The organism is Bradyrhizobium sp. UFLA05-109, assembly GCF_054185165.1.
The window spans coordinates 1-15,276 of record NZ_JBBIAR010000074.1 but is presented as its reverse complement, the minus strand read 5'-3'; the positions used below and the strand labels follow the sequence as shown (position 1 = coordinate 15,276).

The 15,276-nt window shown below is 64.1% G+C and carries 12 protein-coding genes; 1 reads left to right on the top strand and 11 read right to left on the bottom strand.

What is annotated here, in order from left to right:
- Window positions 1-263: 263 nt before the first annotated feature.
- The 3 genes from Q3C01_RS36900 to Q3C01_RS36890 are packed head-to-tail and all read right to left on the bottom strand — an operon-like array spanning window position 264 to window position 2,184.
- Window positions 264-683: a Rid family hydrolase gene (locus Q3C01_RS36900; RefSeq protein WP_458150202.1), complete on the bottom strand. Its 420-nt coding sequence runs from the start codon at window positions 681-683 to the stop codon at window positions 264-266.
- A gap of 51 nt (window positions 684-734) precedes the next feature.
- Window positions 735-1,223, bottom strand: a complete 489-nt coding sequence (locus tag Q3C01_RS36895; protein WP_458150201.1) for a GNAT family N-acetyltransferase — start codon at window positions 1,221-1,223, stop codon at window positions 735-737.
- A gap of 22 nt (window positions 1,224-1,245) precedes the next feature.
- Window positions 1,246-2,184, bottom strand: a complete 939-nt coding sequence (locus tag Q3C01_RS36890; RefSeq protein ID WP_458150200.1) for a hydrogen peroxide-inducible genes activator — start codon at window positions 2,182-2,184, stop codon at window positions 1,246-1,248.
- A 113-nt stretch (window positions 2,185-2,297) separates the two neighbouring features.
- Between Q3C01_RS36890 and katG the strand changes: the two genes are divergently transcribed.
- Window positions 2,298-4,454, top strand: a complete 2,157-nt coding sequence (gene katG / locus Q3C01_RS36885) for a catalase/peroxidase HPI (protein ID WP_458150199.1) — start codon at window positions 2,298-2,300, stop codon at window positions 4,452-4,454.
- Between the two features lie 72 nt (window positions 4,455-4,526).
- Here katG and pnp read toward each other — a convergent pair whose 3' ends face one another.
- From pnp to rimP, 8 genes are all read right to left on the bottom strand, one after another.
- The gene (gene pnp, locus Q3C01_RS36880; RefSeq protein ID WP_458150198.1) at window positions 4,527-6,689 is read right to left on the bottom strand and encodes a polyribonucleotide nucleotidyltransferase; all 2,163 of its coding nucleotides are present in this window, start codon (window positions 6,687-6,689) and stop codon (window positions 4,527-4,529) included.
- A 379-nt stretch (window positions 6,690-7,068) separates the two neighbouring features.
- The gene (rpsO, locus tag Q3C01_RS36875; protein WP_008540131.1) at window positions 7,069-7,338 is read right to left on the bottom strand and encodes a 30S ribosomal protein S15; all 270 of its coding nucleotides are present in this window, start codon (window positions 7,336-7,338) and stop codon (window positions 7,069-7,071) included.
- 2 nt (window positions 7,339-7,340) lie between these two features.
- Window positions 7,341-8,459 carry a tRNA pseudouridine(55) synthase TruB gene (truB, locus tag Q3C01_RS36870; protein WP_458150197.1) on the bottom strand — a complete coding sequence of 373 codons (1,119 nt, stop codon included), beginning with the start codon at window positions 8,457-8,459 and terminating at the stop codon, window positions 7,341-7,343.
- The gene (rbfA, locus tag Q3C01_RS36865; RefSeq protein ID WP_458150196.1) at window positions 8,456-8,887 is read right to left on the bottom strand and encodes a 30S ribosome-binding factor RbfA; all 432 of its coding nucleotides are present in this window, start codon (window positions 8,885-8,887) and stop codon (window positions 8,456-8,458) included. Before rbfA ends, truB begins: the two co-directional genes overlap by 4 nt.
- A 152-nt stretch (window positions 8,888-9,039) precedes the next feature.
- Window positions 9,040-11,724 carry a translation initiation factor IF-2 gene (gene infB, locus Q3C01_RS36860; RefSeq protein ID WP_458150195.1) on the bottom strand — a complete coding sequence of 895 codons (2,685 nt, stop codon included), beginning with the start codon at window positions 11,722-11,724 and terminating at the stop codon, window positions 9,040-9,042.
- A 70-nt stretch (window positions 11,725-11,794) separates the two neighbouring features.
- Entirely contained in the window at window positions 11,795-12,478 is a 684-nt protein-coding gene (locus Q3C01_RS36855) for an RNA-binding protein (RefSeq protein WP_458150194.1), read from the bottom strand.
- A gap of 24 nt (window positions 12,479-12,502) precedes the next feature.
- Window positions 12,503-14,113 carry a transcription termination factor NusA gene (gene nusA, locus Q3C01_RS36850; protein ID WP_027528329.1) on the bottom strand — a complete coding sequence of 537 codons (1,611 nt, stop codon included), beginning with the start codon at window positions 14,111-14,113 and terminating at the stop codon, window positions 12,503-12,505.
- Window positions 14,114-14,115: 2 nt separating this feature from the next.
- A complete protein-coding gene (rimP, locus tag Q3C01_RS36845) occupies window positions 14,116-14,871 on the bottom strand; it encodes a ribosome maturation factor RimP (RefSeq protein ID WP_458150193.1) in 756 nt (251 codons plus the stop codon).
- Window positions 14,872-15,276: the final 405 nt, after the last annotated feature.

The window sequence follows — 15,276 nt, the reverse complement described above, 5'->3', positions numbered from 1 at the left end:
ACGCGAGTCCTCGTGCATCGCGCGTCCTATGCAACTTGGCAAGTCGCTATGGCTGGGGTGACGATGCATGTTTCCCGCGAGATGTTGGTCAACTTTGCTTTTCCACGGTTTGGTGCAACGCCATCAAAATGCAGAAGCCCTGAAATGGGCCCGCAGCTGGCGTGTCGCGGACGCTTTGGTCGATGGAGACGATCTCTGCGAGAAGATGGACGCTGTTGCGCCGAAGCCTGGAAAGCGCGGCCCCTGCAGAAAGCGCGTTGCCGTCACTCTCTAAAGGCCGTCACGCGGATTTCGACGTGCATCTTAGGGTCGCCAAGTACCGCGACGCCTAGGCAGGTCCAGATCGGCCTATGATCGGGCATACGAAGGCGAAACTGCCGCGCCATCTCCGCTGTAGCTGCGAGGATCGTCCCGTCCGGTTCTGGCGTATGGTATGAGTTGACGTGAGCGACGTTTGCCCAATCAAGCCCGATCTCATTCAGCATGAAGGCCACGTTATCGAAGGCTTGATTGATCTCCGCCTCAATCGGAACACCGACCGGGAAATCGAGCGTATCAGGATGCCAGCCGCCTTGGCCGGACAACTCAACCCGGCCATCGGTCTCCAACACCATCGAATAGCTGTATTCTCTGGCGTTCTTTTCGCCCCAAGCACCCGGAGAATGAAGCTTGAAACTTGGCACGTTGCTCCCCCGTCGCGAGCATCGCGAGGCTATCGCAGCCAGGCCTTATTTTCAAACTGAGACACTACCTGGCAATCGATCGACGCCGTCCTTTCTGCGCCACCGATAGCACTTCATCATGAAGCCTGTTGCCGTCGCGACTTCTTCCCGCTCGAACACAAATCCCTCGCGCTCGTACCAGCGCCAGGCCTTTTCGTTCTCGCGCACGCAGCGCAGGACGATTTCGTCAGGCAATTGCGTCCGCGTGAAGGCGAGCAACTGCCGGCCGATCGAGCGTCCCTGATAGCGTGGCGCGACGAAGAGCTGGTCGAGATAGAGGTTTGGCACATGCAGCGCCAGGATGGCGGCGATCACGCCGTCATCATCGGCGACAAAGAGGCTCCAGCCATCCTCGATTTCGCGCCGCACGCGTGCGCGCAGGTTCGCGAGCAGGAAATTGCTAGCCTCCGCCAGGCCGGTCGAGACCCAGCTCTCCATCCAGACGCGGGCGATCTCGTCGTATTCGTGCGGCTCGGCGGGACGGATTGACGGAATGGACATGGGATGATCTGCCGCGCGCTGATCAGGCCCTGGCATTGCGCGGTATAGCGCTCGCCGCAGGTCGTGCGCGCACCTTGCCGGCCGAGAGGCACACCACCTCGGAGATTTGCAGGAGCTGCCGCGCCAACGGGCTGGTCTTGCGCCAGACCATGCCGATGGTGCGCGAGGGCTGCGGATCGGCGAAGCGCGCGACCGACACGGAGGCCGAGCGCGTCTCGACCGGCAGGGCCATTTCAGGGATCAAGGTCACGCCGATGCCGGCGCTGACCATCTGAACCAGCGTCGACAGCGAATTCGCGTCCAGCATTTCGCGCGGCGGGGCCGATTGCATGTTGCAGAAAGACAGCGCCTGGTCGCGGAAACAATGTCCCTCCTCGAGCAGCAAGAGCCGCATCTCGCGCATCATCTCGCGTGAGGGCACCGGCGTTCCCTCATCCGTGCTCGGCCGCACCAGCAGGAATTTTTCCTCGAACAGCGCAACTTCGGTCAACGAGGCTTCCGAGACCGGCAGGGCGACGATCGCCGTGTCGAGCCGGCCTTCGGCCAGCTCCTGGATCAGCTTGGGTGTCATCGTCTCGCGCACGCGGATGTCGAGTTCCGGATGCAGGCGCGTGAGGTTCTTGGTGATGGTGGGCAAGAGATAGGGCGCAATCGTCGGGATCATGCCAATACGCAGGCGGCCGGCGAAGCGGTCGCGCGAGGCGCGCGCGAAGTCGCCGAGCTCATCGACCGAGCGCAGGATCTCGCGGACGCGCTCGGCGAGTTCCTCGCCGAAGCGCGTGAGTGCGACCTGGCGCGCGCTGCGCTCGAGCAGCAATCCGCCGAGCGTCTCCTCCATTTCCTTGATCTGCATCGACAGTGCCGGCTGCGAGATCGAGCAGGCTTCCGCCGCGCGCCCGAAATGGCCGAGACGCGCCAGCGCATCGAAATATCGGAGCTGCCGCAGCGTCAGATTTATCATCAGAAAATCCTATCGCAGCGATCACTAAAGTCAACTTTACCTGATAAGAGGCGGCGCCTAGAGTCATTTGACCTGGGTCATGGCGATGTTCGACGCCACCAGAGGAGGTATTCATGGACGATCAAGCAAAATGCCCGTTCACGGGCGGAAAACCCGCACCCTCAAACCGCGAGTGGTGGCCGAACCAACTGGATGTCCAGGTCCTGCACCGGAATTCCGATCTGTCGGATCCGGTGGGCGAGGACTTCGACTATGCCAAGGAATTCAAGACGCTCGACCTGAATGCGGTCGTCAAGGACCTGCACGCCCTGATGACCGACTCTCAGGCGTGGTGGCCGGCTGACTTCGGTCACTATGGCGGCCTGATGATTCGCATGGCCTGGCACAGCGCGGGCACTTACCGCATCACCGATGGTCGCGGTGGCGCCGGTGCCGGTCAGCAGCGTTTCGCGCCGCTGAACAGCTGGCCCGACAATGCCAATCTCGACAAAGCTCGTCGGTTGCTCTGGCCGATCAAGCAGAAGTACGGCCGCAAGATCTCGTGGGCCGACCTGATGGTCCTCGCCGGCAACGTCGCGCTGGAATCGATGGGCTTCAAGACGTTCGGTTTTGCGGGCGGTCGCGCCGACGTCTGGGAGCCGGAAGAATTGTATTGGGGTCCCGAGGGCACGTGGCTGGGCGATGAACGCTACAGCGGCGAACGCCAGCTTGCCGAGCCGCTCGGCGCGGTGCAGATGGGCCTCATCTACGTCAATCCGGAAGGACCGAACGGCAAGCCGGATCCGGTCGCGGCCGCCAAGGACATCCGCGAGACGTTCTTCCGCATGGCGATGAATGACGAGGAGACCGTCGCGCTGATCGCCGGCGGCCACACCTTCGGCAAGACCCACGGTGCGGGCGACCCGTCCCTCGTCGGACCGGAGCCGGAAGCCGGTGCGCTGGAAGATCAGGGCCTCGGCTGGAAGAGCAAGTACGGCACGGGCATCGGCGCCGACGCGATCACTGGTGGTCCGGAAGTCACCTGGACGCAGACGCCGACCAAGTGGAGCAACTACTTCTTCGAGAATCTGTTCGGTCACGAATGGGAGCTGACCAAGAGCCCGGCCGGCGCGCAGCAGTGGAAGGCCAAGAGCACTGAGGCGGTCATTCCGGATGCGTTCGACAAGTCCAAGAAGCATGTGCCGACCATGCTCACGACCGACCTCTCGCTGCGCTTCGATCCGGCCTATGAGAAGATCTCGCGGCGCTTCCTCGAGAATCCCGACCAGTTCGCGGACGCCTTTGCCCGCGCCTGGTTCAAGCTCACCCACCGCGACATGGGTCCGATCGCGCGCTACCTCGGCCCGCTGGTGCCGAAGGAGACGCTGATCTGGCAGGATCCAATTCCGGCCGTCGATCACGAGCTCGCAAGCGAGCAGGACATCGCAGGCCTGAAGACGAAGATCCTGGCTTCCGGCCTCTCGGTGTCCGAGCTGGTCTCCACGGCCTGGGCCTCGGCCTCGACCTTCCGCGGCTCCGACAAGCGCGGTGGCGCCAATGGCGCGCGTATCCGCCTTGCCCCGCAGAAGGATTGGGAGGTCAACCAGCCGGCCCAGCTCTCCAAGGTGCTCGGCAAGCTCGAGGCGATCCAGAAGGAGTTTGGCGCGGGGAAGAAGAAGATCTCGCTTGCCGACCTCATCGTCCTCGGCGGTGGTGCCGCGGTGGAGAAGGCCGCGAAGGACGCTGGTATCGACGTGAAGGTGCCGTTCACGCCGGGCCGCATGGATGCATCACAGGAGCAGACGGACGTTCCGTCCTTCGCGCCACTCGAGCCGCGGGCTGACGGCTTCCGCAACTATGTCGGCGGCAAGCATCAGTTCCTGAGGCAAGAGGAAGCCCTGGTGGACCGGGCCCAGCTGCTGGGGCTCACCGCGCCTGAGCTGACGGTTCTCGTCGGCGGCCTGCGTGTGCTCGGCGCCAACGCAGGTGGTTCGAAGAACGGCGTGTTCACGGCGAAGCCGGGGACGCTGACCAACGACTTCTTCGTCAACCTGCTCGACATGAGCACGCAGTGGGCGCCGACCGCCAACGGCGCGTACGAGGGACGTGATCGCAAGACCAATGCGGTCAAGTGGACCGCGACCCGCACCGACCTGATCTTCGGCTCGCACTCCCAGCTCCGCGCCTTCGCCGAAGTCTATGCGAGTGCAGATTCGAAGCAGAAGTTCGCCAAGGACTTCGTGGCGGCCTGGACCAAGGTGATGAACGCTGATCGTTTCGACATCGCCTGATCGTTCGAAGCGTCAGCACAAACAAAAAGGGCGGCCGAGAGGCCGCCCTTCGTGTTTTCAGTACGGAGAGATTTACTCGCCGGCCGCTTCGCGCGGCGCCTGCTGGCCCTCGGCCGCCTTCTGCTTGGCCTCGAGGTCCTCGCCGGTCTGCTGGTCGACCGCCTTCATCGACAGGCGGGTCTTGCCGCGATCGTCGAAGCCGAGCAGCTTGACCTTGACCTTGTCGCCTTCCTTGACGACGTCGGTGGTCTTCTGCACGCGGCTGGCCGCGAGCTGGCTGATGTGGACGAGGCCGTCCTTGGAGCCGAAGAAGTTCACGAAGGCTCCGAACTCCATCACCTTGACGACGGTGCCGTCATAGATCTGGCCGACTTCGGGCTCGGATGCGATCGACTTGATCCACTTGATCGCGGCCTTCATCGCCTCGCCGTCGCTGGAGGCGACCTTCACGGTGCCGTCGTCCTCGATGTTGACCTTGGCGCCGGTCTTCTCGACGATCTCGCGGATCACCTTGCCGCCGGTGCCGATCACTTCGCGGATCTTGTCGGTCGGGATCTTGAAGGTCTCGATGCGCGGCGCGTATTCGCCGAGCTCGGCGCGAGCCGCGGTCAGGGCCTTCGCCATCTCGCCGAGGATGTGGATGCGGCCTTCCTTGGCCTGGCCAAGGGCGACGCGCATGATCTCCTCGGTGATCCCCTCGATCTTGATGTCCATCTGGAGCGAGGTGATGCCCGCCTCCGTGCCGGCGACCTTGAAGTCCATGTCGCCGAGATGGTCCTCGTCACCGAGAATGTCCGAGAGAACGGCAAAGCGCTTGTCTTCGAGGATCAGGCCCATCGCGATGCCCGCGGTCGGCCGCTTCAACGGCACGCCGGCGTCCATCAGGGCGAGCGAGGCGCCGCAGACCGAGGCCATCGACGACGAACCATTGGACTCGGTGATCTCCGACACCACGCGGGTGGTGTAGGGGAATTCGTGGTGCGGCGGCAGCACGGGATGAATCGCGCGCCAGGCAAGCTTGCCATGGCCGATCTCGCGACGCTTGGTGCCACCGAGGCGCCCTGTCTCGCCGACCGAGTAGGGCGGGAAGTTGTAGTGCAGCAGGAACGTTTCCTTGTACGTCCCCGACAGCGCGTCGATGTACTGCTCGTCCTCACCGGTGCCGAGCGTGGTTACGACCATCGCCTGGGTCTCACCGCGGGTGAACAGCGCCGAGCCGTGTGCGCGCGGCAGCACGCCGACTTCGGCGATGATGTTGCGGACCGTCTTGACGTCGCGGCCGTCGATGCGCTTGCCGGTGTCGAGGATGTTCCAGCGAACAATCTTGGCTTCCAGCTCCTTGAACACGCCGGCGACACGGAGCTTGTCGTATTTCGGCTCCTGGCCTTCCGGGAAGTAGTGGGCCATCACCTTTTCCTTGGCGACGCCGACCGCAGCATAGCGCTCCTGCTTGACCGGGATCGCATAGGCGGCGCGCAGTTCCTGCTCGATCAGGCCGAGCATTTCCTTTTCGATCGCCGAATTGTCGATCGTGGTGACCTCGCGCGGCTCCTTCGCAGCCTTCTCGGCGAGCTCGATGATCGCGTTGATGACCGGCTGGAAGTGACGGTGACCGAACATCACAGCGCCGAGCATCACGTCTTCGTTGAGCTCCTTGGCCTCCGATTCCACCATCAGCACCGCATCGGCGGTGCCGGCGACGACGAGGTCGAGCTGGGTGTCGGTCATCTCGTCGAGCGTCGGGTTGAGAACGAATTCGTCATTGGCAAAGCCGACGCGGGCAGCGCCGATCGGGCCCTTGAAGGGCGCGCCGGACAGCGTCAGGGCGGCAGATGCCGCGACCATCGCAACGATATCGGGATCGTTTTCCATGTCGTGCGACAGCACGGTGGCGATGACCTGGGTCTCGTTGCGCCAGCCGTCGACGAACAGCGGACGGATCGGACGGTCGATCAGACGGGAGACCAGCGTCTCCTTCTCGGTCGGACGGCCTTCGCGCTTGAAATAGCCGCCGGGAATGCGGCCCGCGGCATAGGCCTTCTCCTGGTAGTCAACCGTCAGCGGCAGGAAGTCGACACCTTCGCGCGGCGCCTTCGCCGCGACGACGGTGGCGAGCACCACGGTCTCGCCGTAGGTCGCGACGACGGCGCCGTCGGCCTGACGTGCGATCTTGCCGGTTTCGAGCTTGAGAGGGCGTCCGCCCCAGTCGATCTCGACTGAATGCTTATTGAACATAGAGGTCTTCTTTCATGGGTTCTCGAAAGAAGGGACGGTCGAAAAACAAAAACCATGCGCAAGATTGCGGGACGCTGATCGGAACGGGTGATCAGCGTCCTGCGATCCTGCCATGGTTTTTGGATTTCGGATGGCGTCCATCCTTTCGGGTCATACGGGCGCCTCGCCCGTTGCGCCCAGCCGCCGGATTGCTGCTGGACTGGTCAGTCGGCACGAGCGCGAACGCCGAATCACGGCCCTCGACCATCATGCCCCGGATGCGAATCAGTATTGGCTCGCACCCGACATGCGCGTGAGCCTCGATCAAAAACCTTGAAGAAAAGTGCTTTCGTTCGAAACCACGCGCAAAAACGCGCGCCGGTGGCGCGCGCAAGAGCTGTTAACGACGAATGTTGTGCTTCTCGAGCAGCGCCTTGTACCGCGCCTCGTCCTTCTTCTTCAGGTAGTCGAGGAGCGAACGGCGCGTCGACACGAGCTTCAAGAGGCCGCGGCGCGAATGATTGTCCTTCACGTGGGTCTTGAAATGGTTCGTGAGGTTGTTGATGCGTTCCGAAAGGATCGCGACCTGGACCTCGGGCGAACCGGTGTCACCCGCCTTGGTGGCATTCGTCTTGATGACTTCCGCTTTGCGTTCTGCGGCAATCGACATCGTCAATTTCTCTCGTTGCGACCGGTGCTGGCAGTCAGGCCGGTCAGGTTGAACACACGCTTGGGGATGATTTCGCCATTGCCAACTTCAGCAAGCGCCAAAAGACGGCCTGCCACCGTGACATAGACTGTGCCGCTACAAGTGGGCGCATCCCGTCCGCGCAACAAAACGGCTTGGCCCCGATGGAGCCTTGCCGCATCAGCCCGAGTGACGGCCAGTGCCGGGATGTCGTCCAGCGCGGTCTCAACGGGCAAAAGCGCGTCGGCGAGGCTGCCCTCGCCGGACGCGGCTCTATGGCACAAAGCTTCCAGCTGATCCAGCGGAATCATGTCGTTCTCGCCAAATGGGCCGACCAGGGTCCGCCGCAGCGCGCAAATATGGCCGTAAGTGCCGAGAATCCGGCCCATATCCCGGGCCAAAGCGCGGACATAGGTCCCCTTGCCGCATTCGGCCTCGAATACTGCTCGATCGCTATCCGGTTGATCTACAAGGGATAAATGGTGAATCTCGACCGGCCTGGGGGCCAGCTCCACGACCTCGCCGTCGCGCGCCAGATCATAGGCGCGCTCGCCCTGGACCTTGATCGCGGAATAGCGCGGCGGGACCTGCTCGATGACGCCGGTGAACCGGGGCAGCAGTGCCAGAATGGCCTCCCGGGCCGGGCGCTGGTCGGAGGTGGCGGTCGGCCGGCCCTCGATATCATCGGTATCGCGCTCCTCGCCCCAGCAGACGGTGAAGCGGTAGCGCTTGCGGCCGTCCATCACGAAGGGGACGGTCTTGGTGGCCTCCCCAAGCGCAATCGGCAGGCCGCCGGAGGCGAGCGGGTCGAGCGTGCCGGCGTGGCCGGCGCGTTTGGCCTGGAACAGGCGCTTCAGCACCGCAACGGCCTGCGTCGAGGTCATTCCGATCGGCTTGTCGAGCACGACCCAGCCGTGCACGTCGCGCCGGTCGCGGCGCGGCTGATTGTTCTTCTGCTGCTTGGCGCGCGGATCGTTGTTGACGCGGCGCTCCTGCGCATGCGGCGTGGCGTCGCCGCGCAGCTCGGCAAAATTATTCTTCTGCACGTCGCGCGCATCAGCGTCTTCGGTGCCGATTGCACCGTGAGCCGGGTCGATCATCACTGTTCTTCTTCCCGATCCGAATTCGGATCCTGTTCCAGGTCTTTTTGCACCGCAGGCGTTCGCAATAATTTCTCGATCCGTTCCGCTTCGTCGAATCGCTCGTCGACGCGGAAGCGAATGTCAGGTGCAAATTTCAGGTTAACGCGCCGCGCGACTTCGCCGCGCAGGAATTTCTTGTTGCGATCGAGCGCCGCAATCACGCGCTCGGTGTCGCGGCCGCCGAGCGGCATCACGTAGATGGTCGCGAGCTTCAAGTCCGGCGACATCCGTACCTCCGGCACGGTGATGATGTGGCCTTCGAGGTCCGCATCATGCACGCTGCCTTGCGCCAGAATATCGGCCATCGCATGGCGAACCTGCTCGCCGACGCGCAGCTGCCGCTGCGAGCCGCCGGGCGCGGAGCTCTTTTTCTGATGATGGCGGGGCATTCTCTGAAAAATCACCTCGTCATGCCCGTGATGGGACACGGGCATTGTCGTTTGTTGAAACGAATGAGACGTCGATGGCCGGAATGAATCCGGCCATCGCGCTCTCGCAATTTCAGTTCAAAAAGATCCGCGCGCTTCGGTAAGATTTGGACTTACAGGGAGCGCTGGATCGTCTCCACTCGATAACACTCGATCACGTCGCCCACGCGCATGTCGTGGTAGCTCTCGAAGGCCATGCCGCATTCCTGGCCGGCCTGAACTTCCTTCACTTCGTCCTTGAAGCGCTTCAGCGTCGACAGCTTGCCTTCATGCACGACGACGTTGTCGCGGATCAGGCGCACATTGGCGCCGCGTTCCACGGTACCGTCGGTGACGCGGCAGCCGGCGACCTTGCCGACCTTGGAGATGTTGAAGATCTCCAGGATCTCGGCATTGCCCAGCATGGTTTCGCGCAGGGTCGGCGCGAGCAGGCCGCTCATCGCCTTCTTCACGTCGTCCACGAGGTCGTAGATGATGTTGTAGTAGCGAATCTCGATGCCGTTGCGCTTGGCGGCCGCGGCCGCCTCCTTGTTGGCACGAACCGAGAAGCCGATGATCGCGGCGTTGAAGCCTTCCGCGAGCGTCACGTCGGATTCCGAGATGCCGCCGACGCCGGCATGCAGGATGCGGGCGGCGACTTCCTCGGTGCCGAGCTTCTCGAGCGAGCCGAGGATCGCTTCCAGCGAGCCCTGCACGTCGGCCTTGACGATCAGCGGGAATTCCTTGCGGCCCGCGGTCTTCAACTGCGACATCATCTGCTCGAGCGAGCCGCGCATGCCGGAGATCGAGGCTGCCGCGTTCTCGCGCTTCTGGTGCGCGCGGTAACTGGTGATCTGGCGGGCGCGGGCCTCGTTCTCGACGACCGCGAGACGATCGCCGGCCTCGGGCGGACCATTGAAGCCGAGCACCTCGACCGGCACGGAAGGACCGGCCTCGTCGACCGTCTCGCCCTGATCCGAAATGAGCGCGCGGACGCGGCCCATCTCGGCGCCGGCGACGATGATGTCACCGACCTGCAAGGTGCCGCGCTGGACCAGCACGGTCGCGACCGGGCCGCGGCCGCGATCGAGCTTGGCCTCGATCACGGTGCCTTCGGCCGGGCGCTGCGAATTGGTCTTCAGGTCGAGAATTTCGGCCTGCAGCGCGATCATCTCCAGCAGCTTGTCGAGATTGGTCTTGTTCTTGGCCGATACTTCGACGTCGACCACTTCGCCGCCGAACGACTCGACCTGCACCTCGTGCTGGAGCAGTTCGGTGCGCACGCGCTCGGGCTTGGCATCGGGCTTGTCGATCTTGTTGATCGCCACGATGATCGGCACGCGCGCCGCCTTGGCGTGGTTGATGGCCTCGACGGTCTGCGGCATCACGCCGTCGTCGGCCGCGACCACCAGCACGACGATGTCGGTGACCTTGGCGCCCCGGGCGCGCATCGCGGTGAACGCGGCGTGGCCAGGCGTGTCGATGAAGGTGATCTTCTTGCCGGTTTCGGGCGAAGACACCTGATAGGCGCCGATATGCTGGGTGATGCCGCCGGCTTCGCCCGAGACCACATTGGCGTGGCGGAGCGCGTCGAGCAGCGAGGTCTTGCCGTGGTCGACGTGACCCATCACGGTCACGACCGGCGAACGCGGTTCGGTATCGGTGGAATCGTCGACGACGTCGAACAGGCCTTCTTCGACGTCGGAGGCGGCAACACGCTTCACCGTGTGACCGAGCTCCTCGGCAATGAGCTGCGCGGTGTCGGCGTCGATCACGTCGGTGATCTTGTGCATCGCGCCCTGCTTCATCAGCATGCGGATGACGTCGACCGCGCGCTCGGACATGCGGTTGGCGAGTTCCTGGATGGTGATCGCCTCCGGGATCGTCACCTCGCGGATCAGCTTTTCCTTCGGCTCGTTAGAGGCATGGCCCTTCAGGCGCTGGGTGCGGCGGCGGAACGAGGCGATCGAGCGCTCGCGCACTTCGTCGGCATTGAGCGCGGTGACGACCGTCAGGCGGCCGCGCTCCTTCTGCGGGCCGGGCTTGTGGGTGGTCTTGGGGGCTGCCGCAGGACGCGCGACGCCGCCGGGACCGCGGCGGATCTGGCGCGGACCCTCGTCCTCGTCCGGTCCGGCCGCGACTGCGGGGGCGCGACCCGCCGGGCCGGCCGGCCGCTGCGTGGTCGTTGCGGGCCGGGCCGCGGAGGCCGTCGGTCGCGCAGTGGTCGTCCCGGGCCGCGGCGCAGGAGCCGCCGGTGCCGCCGTCGCGGTACGCGCGGCAGATTGCGGCTGCTCGCCTTCGCCAAAACGCTTCTTGGCCTCGATCTCGGCCTTTCGCTTGGCTTCGTCTTCGTGGCGATGACGTTCGTCCTCGGCCTTGCGGCGAGCTTCGGCGGCCTCGCGCTCGGCGCGCTCGGCGGTTTCGCGGATGGCGCGGCGCTGGGCCTCTTCCTCGGCCTGGCGGCGCTCTTCGACCTCGCGCAGCTTGGCATCGGCCAGCGCGCTGGCGCGGGCAGAACGTTCGTCCTCGGTCAGCGTGCGCAGCACCACGCCGGAATTGGCGTTGCGCGGCGCAGCGGGCGGCGGAGCCGGGCGCGAGGGAGCCGGCGCGGCCGGCGCCGGCTTCGCAACCTCAGGCACGTGCGGCTCGGGACCGGTGTCCCCGATCCGGCGCTTGCCGCGCTTCTCGACCACAACCTGCTTGCTGCGGCCATGGCTGAAGCTCTGGCGCACGGTGCCCGTTTCGACGCGCGGCTTGAGCGTCAGCGTCTTGCTCGGAACGCTCAGCTTCTTGTCGCCAGGGGTCTTGGTATCAACCATTCAGCAGTCCTAATCCTGATCTTGTTGTCGTTGTGCGTTGCCGCACCGTCATACCGGTCGTCGTTTGTCTTCAGAAATCCTGGCCGCGCTTTTCGGCAGTCTCGTCATCGTCCGCCAGCCGGTATCGGACCAGCATCTGGCTACGTGACAAAAATGTCCTGCTCGCCGGGCCCGCGAGCAGCGCAGCATGTATCACATTTGACCTGCCTAGTGCCAAATCCAATTCTGCCGATTTCAATGCGGTGACGACGGGAATTTGCGGTCTGTCGTCGCGATTCCGCTCGTTTTGCCGCACCAACGCGTCCAATTTGCGGATTCCGTCCTGGGCTCCGTCACTGGCGTGGATCAGGACCGCAACCGTTCCTTCTTTCAGGGCGGTCTCGACCTTGCCGAAGCCGGCCAGGACCTGACCTGCCTTGGTGGCAATCGCCAGCGCCTCGGTCGCACTCCGAACCAGCAGCGTTTCCGTGTCAGAGGGAAGCGTCGGCGGGACGCGCAAATTGCGCTTGAAGGCCTTGCTGAAATGGTGATGGCGGACGGCTTCCGCAACCGCCTGTCGGGAGGCCGATATCCACATGCCCCGGCCAGGAAGCTTGCGCTTGAGGTCGGGAACAATATCGCCCTGGGGGGAAACGACGAAGCGGATCAGCTCGTCGATCGGCCGGACCTGTCGGCTGACCACGCACATGCGCATGGTCGCGGACCTTTCGGTCCGCGGTCCATGGTCGAGTTCGGGGTCAGTGCTGGCAAGCATCCGGGCGACATCTCCTGATCGCCCTTAAGCCGGCTGCTGTTCGGACGCCTCGGCGTCTTCAGCGGGCTTGGCGAGGTCGGCCTCGGTGATCCAGCCGGCCTTGACGCGCGCCTGCATGATCATCGCCTCCGCATCGTCGCGGGAGATGTCGATGCCGTCGAGCGCGCCCTTGAACTTGGTCTGCTCGCCGCCTTCCTTGCGCTCGGTCCAGCCGACCAGGTCGTCGGTGGCGCAGCCGGCGAGGTCGTCGACCGTCTTGATGTCGTTCTCCCCGAACTTCACCAGCATCTTCGAGGTGACGCCGGGCACGTCCTTGACGGCGTCCTCGACGCCGAGTTCCTTACGCTTGGCCTCGAGCTCGGCTTCCTGCTGCTCCAGATATTCGCGCGCGCGGTTCTGAAGCTCCTGCGCGGTCTCCTCGTCGAAACCTTCGATGCCGGCCAGTTCCTTGACGTCGACCATCGCCAGTTCCTCGACCGAGGTGAAGCCTTCGGACGCGAGCAATTGACCGACCACCTCGTCGACATTGAGCGATTCCATGAAGACACGGGTGGAGTTCTCGAAGTCGGCCTGGCGGCGCTCCGATTCCTCCTGCTCGGTCAGGATGTCGATGTCCCAGCCGGTGAGCTGCGAGGCGAGGCGGACGTTCTGGCCGCGGCGGCCGATCGCCAGCGAAAGCTGGTTGTTGGTGTCGGGCACCACGACCTCGATGCGCTCGCGGTCCTCGTCGATGACGACCTTGGACACTTCGGCCGGCGCCAGCGCGTTCACCACGAAGGTCGCGATATCCGGCGACCAGGGGATGATGTCGATCTTCTCGCCCTGCAATTCGTTCACCACGGCTTGCACGCGCGAGCCGCGCATGCCGACGCAGGCGCCGACCGGATCGACCGAGGAATCGCGGGAAATCACGCCGATTTTCGCACGCGAGCCGGGATCACGGGCCACTGCCTTGATCTCGACGATGCCGTCATAGATTTCCGGCACTTCCTGCGCGAACAGCTTCGCCATGAACTGCGGATGGGTGCGGGAAAGGAAGATCTGGGGACCGCGAGTCTCGCGGCGCACGTCGAAGATATAGGCTCGGACGCGGTCGCCGTTGCGGAAGACCTCGCGCGGCAGCATCTCGTCGCGGCGGATGATGGCTTCGCCACGGCCGAGATCGACGATCACGCTGCCATATTCGACGCGCTTGACGACGCCGTTGACGATGTCGCCGATGCGGTCCTTGAATTCCTGGTACTGCCGGTCGCGCTCGGCCTCGCGCACCTTCTGCACGATGACCTGCTTGGCCGATTGCGCGGCGATACGGCCATATTCCAGCGGCGGTAGCGTATCGGCGATGGTATCGCCGACCTGGGCGCCGGGATTGGCGCGCTGCGCGTCGACCAGCGAAATCTGGTTGGAATGATTTTCGACCTTGTCCACGACCAGCATGTGGCGCGACAGCCGGAGCTCGCCCTTCTTGGGATCGATCTCGGCGTGAACGTCGGTCTCGCTGCCGTAACGGGCGCGCGCCGCCTTCGCGATGGCGTCCTCCATCGCGGCAATGACGATGCCGCGGTCGATCGATTTCTCGCGCGCAACGGCGTCGGCGATCTGCAGCAATTCAAGTCGATTGGCGCTGACTGCCATGGTTAGTCTCCTTCGTCAGGCTCGATTTCGCCGCGCCGCGCACGTTCGGCGGCCAGGCGATGTTGCTTGGTGTTCTTCGGTGCCGGCTTCTTCTTCGGCTTGGTGTTCTTGGTCGTCTTTTCGCTGATCTTGGCGTGCGCCGGTTGCGGCGGCTCCAGGCCGAGATTGCGGCGCATCACGCGCTCCTGCGCCTTGCCGCGGCGCATGGACTGCGCGATCAGCTCATCGGTGAGGACCAGCCGCGCCTCGCCGATATCCTCCATCACCAGGAGAACGTCGGCGTCCTCGCCGGCTTTGACGTCGTCGCGCGTGATGCGAACGCGATCGTCCACGGTGCCGGCAATGGTGCCGCGGAAGCGCTTTCGTCCGTCATGGGCGACGGCCATCTCGATCTTCACGAGGTGCCCCAGATGGCGCTCGAAATCGGAGCGACGCACCAGCGGCCGGTCGATCCCCGGCGAGGAAATCTCCAGCCGATAGGCGCGGTCGATGGGATCGGCGACGTCGAGCACCGGCGACAGTGCCCGCGAGATCGCCTCGCAATCCTCGATCTGCATCGAGCCGTCGGGCCGCTCCGCCATGACCTGGACCGTGCAGCCGGCTTCCCCGGAAATGCGGATCCGCACCAGGCGATAGCCCATGCCTTGCAGCACCGGGCCCGCGATCGCCGAGACCCGCGCGGCCACGCCCGGCTCGACCACGAGCCGCGGCTCGGCCAATAGCTCGGCATCTGTGGAACCAGCGCTGGGTTCGATCATGTCTGGGGTCAAGACGCTTCTAGTGGTTAACGCTTGCTTTACGCTGCTTCAGGGAACTCGTGGGGTCGGTCGGCCTTCACAGAGGTGGTCGCCCGATCACGTCGTCGATACAGGTAATAAAAAAGAGCGGGTCCTTCCGGGCCCACTCTCAATACCGATCGTATGAGAAGATAAGTTGGCGCGGATATAGCGCTTTTCGCTCCTCTCGACAAGACCCGGCCGCCCGGGGAGCGCCTTTTTATGCAGCCCCTGGCCTAACCGTTCCTTCACCAAGGATGGCCTAAATTGCCTGCTGGCGGTGCATTTTAAGGCTTCTCGTGTACTCCCGGCGTGTCCAATGCGAGTTTGCGTTTCATGACCGTTGCCACGTCGCTCATTCCCGGACTGGACGAGATCGTCAGGCGC

Bases quoted from the DNA above. Each gene is read 5' to 3' on its own strand.
- Q3C01_RS36895 (WP_458150201.1), bottom strand. From the start codon at position 1,223: ATGTCCATTCCGTCAATCCGTCCCGCCGAGCCGCACGAATACGACGAG.
- Q3C01_RS36890 (WP_458150200.1), bottom strand. From the start codon at position 2,184: ATGATAAATCTGACGCTGCGGCAGCTCCGATATTTCGATGCGCTGGCG.
- katG (WP_458150199.1), top strand. From the start codon at position 2,298: ATGGACGATCAAGCAAAATGCCCGTTCACGGGCGGAAAACCCGCACCC.
- pnp (WP_458150198.1), bottom strand. From the start codon at position 6,689: ATGTTCAATAAGCATTCAGTCGAGATCGACTGGGGCGGACGCCCTCTC.
- rpsO (WP_008540131.1), bottom strand. From the start codon at position 7,338: ATGTCGATTGCCGCAGAACGCAAAGCGGAAGTCATCAAGACGAATGCC.
- rbfA (WP_458150196.1), bottom strand. From the start codon at position 8,887: ATGCCCCGCCATCATCAGAAAAAGAGCTCCGCGCCCGGCGGCTCGCAG.
- infB (WP_458150195.1), bottom strand. From the start codon at position 11,724: ATGGTTGATACCAAGACCCCTGGCGACAAGAAGCTGAGCGTTCCGAGC.
- Q3C01_RS36855 (WP_458150194.1), bottom strand. From the start codon at position 12,478: ATGCTTGCCAGCACTGACCCCGAACTCGACCATGGACCGCGGACCGAA.
- nusA (WP_027528329.1), bottom strand. From the start codon at position 14,113: ATGGCAGTCAGCGCCAATCGACTTGAATTGCTGCAGATCGCCGACGCC.
- rimP (WP_458150193.1), bottom strand. From the start codon at position 14,871: ATGATCGAACCCAGCGCTGGTTCCACAGATGCCGAGCTATTGGCCGAG.